Genomic DNA, 3,709 nt, shown 5'->3' with positions numbered 1-3,709 from the left:
CCACCACCCGAGCCGAGATCTTCTCCCTCATCCAGACCTTCTACAACCACCGCCGCCTGCGCAAACACAAGACTCTCGGCTACCTCACCCCCGCCGAGACCAGACAGCGCCATCAGCACACCCTCGCGGCATAACAATCACCTGTCCGGGATCACGGAGAAACATCAGGAGAGATGATCGCTGTGTGCGCAGGTGCGGACACCGCCGATCCGGGCTGGTGGCTCCGGTGGGATGGGCGCGGCAGCGTCTCGACCACGGCCGCCGACGATGACGTGCACCGGCCGGTCGTGTCGGCGACCAGCCGACGAGGCGGAGCAACAGCCGCCGGCCGTCGTCATCGAGCGTGACGTTCATGACTCCGACCCTGCGCTTGCCGTCCACTAGCGGCAGGGGTTTCCGCACGCTCCTGCGGCACCTCAACGGCCTCGCGGTGCATGAACGCCGTGCCGGTACGCAGATTACTTGCTGATGACGTCACCAAGGAATCCGGTGGGAGCTTGCCCCAGCAGCTCTGCGACGCGGCTGATTTTCGAATCCTGCACATAGGAGCTGAGTACGGTTTCGCCCTCACTCCGGGTGTTCCAGCGCGTGACGATCACAACGTGACCAGGGTCGGCCAGGTCTCGGATGACGTCGTAGCCGGTGCAACCTGCGGTTGCGGGCATGTCGGCCCCGATGGCAAGAGCGAGACCCACGCCCTCCTCTGTAGATTCAGGCGAGAAGTGCATATCGAAGACCGACGCAACAGTCATGAAGAGACTCCCAGAGGGTAATGCGATCAGACTCACTCACCGTAACTAGTACGGACGTACTAGTCAACACTCTTCAGTGAGCACTCGCAACAACGCCGACGCACTCTGCTCGAAGACAGCAACCGTGCCCGCCGCTCGAGCCAGGATGAGGCTCCCCTCCAGGAACGTGATCATCAACCGCGCGTTGGCGCTCGCTTGCGGCGGTGCGACTCCGACTTGGCAGAGTCTCGCTTCGAGGACATCGATCCATGATCGGAACGCCGCACCCGCCGCCGCAGCCAGCGCGGGCTGCTCGGGCGACGCCTCCACCGTCACAGCGGCCACCGCACAGCTACCAGAACTTGAATTCGTGATGTCGGTCAGTCGTTCATGGTCAGCCCGGTGCCGGCGAGGCAGCCGTCGACCACGTCGGGCCGGTACTGGACCTGCTTCAGCTTGCGCTTGACGGCTCGGGTGACCTGGGAGAGATCGGCGGCCGCAAGGTTGCCGATCTCGCGTTTGACCAGAGACCAGATGCCCTCTTGCGGGTTGAGGTCCGGGGCGTAAGTGGGCAGCTGGAACACGGTCAGCCAGTCGGCGTTCTTCTCGATGAACTCCCGCATGCCGCGGGTTAGGTGCAGGCGGACGTTGTCCCAGACCAGCACGATCGAGCCGCCGAGCTGGATCCGGGCCCGGGCCAGGAGACGGCAGAAGTCCTTCCAGCCGAAGCCCTTCGGCTCGTCCGTGCGGCCCCGGTACTCGCGCAGGCCGTAGATCAGCCGCGACCTGGACCCCGGCTTGAAGCAGCACATGCCCACCATGGACAGGCGGCCGCTTCCCCGGCCGCGGACCCTGACCACCGGGGTGCGGCCGACCCGGCCCCAGGTCCTGGCCCGTGGCGGCGTCAGCGACTGCCCGGCCTCGTCGCTGAGTAGGCCCGGGGCGCGGTGCCGGGATTGCTCCCGGCCCGTTTCCCCGGACCTCTCGCCGAACCCGCCGTGCCTATTACTAGGCAACGGGCTCTCCACGGTCTCTGCCGTCAGTTGGTTGCAGGGTCCAGGGGGTGGGGATCGTGTTGCCGCGGTAGCGATACCGGGTGACCGGGATCGCGCTGATCTTCCGCAACTCGATCTCGCCCGCGCTGATCGGCAGCCACCGCCCGGTGGGGGTGGTGAGCCGTCTGCGAACGTCCGACCAGTTCCAGTGATGCCGCTGTTGCAGCAGCCGGATGACTCGCCACCAGACGAGGTTGTCCAGCTTGCTGAAGGTGCGCTTCGCAACGGCATGCCTGAAATAGTTGGCCCATCCGTGTGTGACCTGGTTGAGGTTCACCAGCACCACGGCCAGGTCCTGCTGCGACGTTCTGTGGGTGAGGGTACGGATCTTCGCTTTCACCGACCGCAGAGGTCGGTCGGCGATGAAGGTGTAGACGTACCACTTGTCCGTTCCGCGTTTGCGGCGCCACTGGATGTGGAACCCCAGGAAGTCGAACCCCTCGCTCAGGTGCACCAGTTGAGTCTTGGGTTCCGAGAGCCGCAACCCCATTGGTGCGAGGACCTGGGCGACCTCCTCGCGCAGTGCCTCGGTGTCCTGTCTGGTCCCTTTGACCAGGACGAGGAAGTCGTCCGCGTAGCGGACCAGCCGCCACGAGGGCAGGCCCTTGGCTCCCCGTCGTTCGCGCCGACCGCTGGTGGACAGCTCTCCGTCTGGTTCCCACGCCCGGTGCAGGTGCTCATCGAGCGCCGACAGGGCGATGTTCGCCAGGAGAGGGGAGATGATGCCCCCTTGCGGTGTGCCGGTGAATGTCTCCTGACGCTCTCCGAGCTCCGTGAGGAGGCCGGATTTCAGGAATGCCTTCACCAGTGCCAGTACCCGTTTGTCCTTGATCCTCTTCCGAACGCGGTCCATCAGCGCGGCGTGATCGATCTCGTCGAAGCACGCTGCGATGTCCGCGTCCAGCACCCACCGATAGCCGTGGGTGCCATAGAAGTGGATCTCGGCAATCGCGTCCTGAGCTCGCCGCTTGGGCCGGAATCCGTAGGAGACCGGCTTGAAGTCGGCCTCGAAGATCGGCTCCAGGACCAGCTTCAGCGCGGCCTGGACGACTCGGTCGGCGATCACTGGAATGCCCAGCCGCCGAACCTTCCCCGACCCACCCGGTTTTGGAATCTTGCGTTCCCGCACCGGTAGCGGCCGGAACGAGCCCTGTTTGAGCTGGGCCCGTAGGTCGTCCAGGAACCCGAGGACCCCACTTCGCTCCTCGACATCGGCGGCTGTAAGGTTGTCGACGCCGGGAGTGCGGGCTCCCCGGTTGCCGGCGACCCGTTCGAACGCCACGAGCAGCGTCGCCGGGTCGTGCACGAGGTTGAACAGATCATCGAACCGGCGGCCGGGATCGGCCGCCGCCCAACGGTGAAGCTTGGCCTGCATCTCCGATACCCGCTGGCGCGGATCCACCGGGTCCACCTCCAGCAGAGCGCCGCTGTTCCGCGGTGCGTCTTTCGGCATTGCAGTCTCCTTCCCTCCTCGAAACCGCTGCCGCCCTTCCCCATGTGCACGGGCTCTCCCCGGCTCGGAGTACTACGGCGGCTCCGCCCCGCCCGGACCGTTCGGCGGTCGATGCGCCCATCCCCGACCAGGCACTGGCCGTGCACGACAGGGGAGTTGAGAACGGGCGGTTCCCGTGTTCGCTGCGATTCGCTTGTTGGAGTAGGAGCCCGACTGTGTCCCTGCGGCATCGCCACGAGTACGCCGTAGACCTTCCTCGTGGCTTCCCGAACGGCTTCGAAATACCGGCCAAGGAGTTCCCCGCCGCCCTCGGGCAGCGAGTGTGCACCGCTTCCGGCCCAGATCCACCAGGTTTCGAGCCGGTGTAGTCGTTAACCTCGAAGTTTCGTGACGGGCCGCCGACGTAGTCGGTGGCCTGTTTCCGTGCCGTGAGTTGAGTCCGTGCAGGCGGAGGGCCCGAGTGTCGTCTC

The 3,709-nt window shown here is 65.7% G+C and carries 4 protein-coding genes; all 4 read right to left on the bottom strand.

The features are described 5' to 3' along the window. Nucleotides 1–458: 458 nt before the first annotated feature. A complete protein-coding gene (locus ACFC1X_RS40615) occupies nucleotides 459–752 on the bottom strand; it encodes a putative quinol monooxygenase (protein ID WP_376364760.1) in 294 nt (97 codons plus the stop codon). A 63-nt stretch (nucleotides 753–815) separates the two neighbouring features. Continuing rightward, on the bottom strand, nucleotides 816–1,106 hold the full coding sequence (locus ACFC1X_RS40610; RefSeq protein ID WP_376364763.1) for a hypothetical protein: 291 nt from the start codon (nucleotides 1,104–1,106) through the stop codon (nucleotides 816–818). Between the two features lie 5 nt (nucleotides 1,107–1,111). After that, on the bottom strand, nucleotides 1,112–1,747 hold the full coding sequence (locus ACFC1X_RS40605) for a transposase (protein ID WP_376364757.1): 636 nt from the start codon (nucleotides 1,745–1,747) through the stop codon (nucleotides 1,112–1,114). Further along, the gene (ltrA, locus tag ACFC1X_RS40600) at nucleotides 1,740–3,239 is read right to left on the bottom strand and encodes a group II intron reverse transcriptase/maturase (RefSeq protein ID WP_376364755.1); all 1,500 of its coding nucleotides are present in this window, start codon (nucleotides 3,237–3,239) and stop codon (nucleotides 1,740–1,742) included. Before ltrA ends, ACFC1X_RS40605 begins: the two co-directional genes overlap by 8 nt. Nucleotides 3,240–3,709: the final 470 nt, after the last annotated feature.

This window comes from Streptomyces sp. NPDC056128, assembly GCF_042263835.1.
Lineage (GTDB): Bacteria > Actinomycetota > Actinomycetes > Streptomycetales > Streptomycetaceae > Streptomyces.
The sequence above is the reverse complement of the archived record's forward strand: the minus strand, read 5'-3'. Positions and strand labels throughout refer to the sequence as shown.

Bases quoted from the DNA above. Each gene is read 5' to 3' on its own strand.
- ACFC1X_RS40615 (WP_376364760.1), bottom strand. From the start codon at position 752: ATGACTGTTGCGTCGGTCTTCGATATGCACTTCTCGCCTGAATCTACA.
- ltrA (WP_376364755.1), bottom strand. From the start codon at position 3,239: ATGCCGAAAGACGCACCGCGGAACAGCGGCGCTCTGCTGGAGGTGGAC.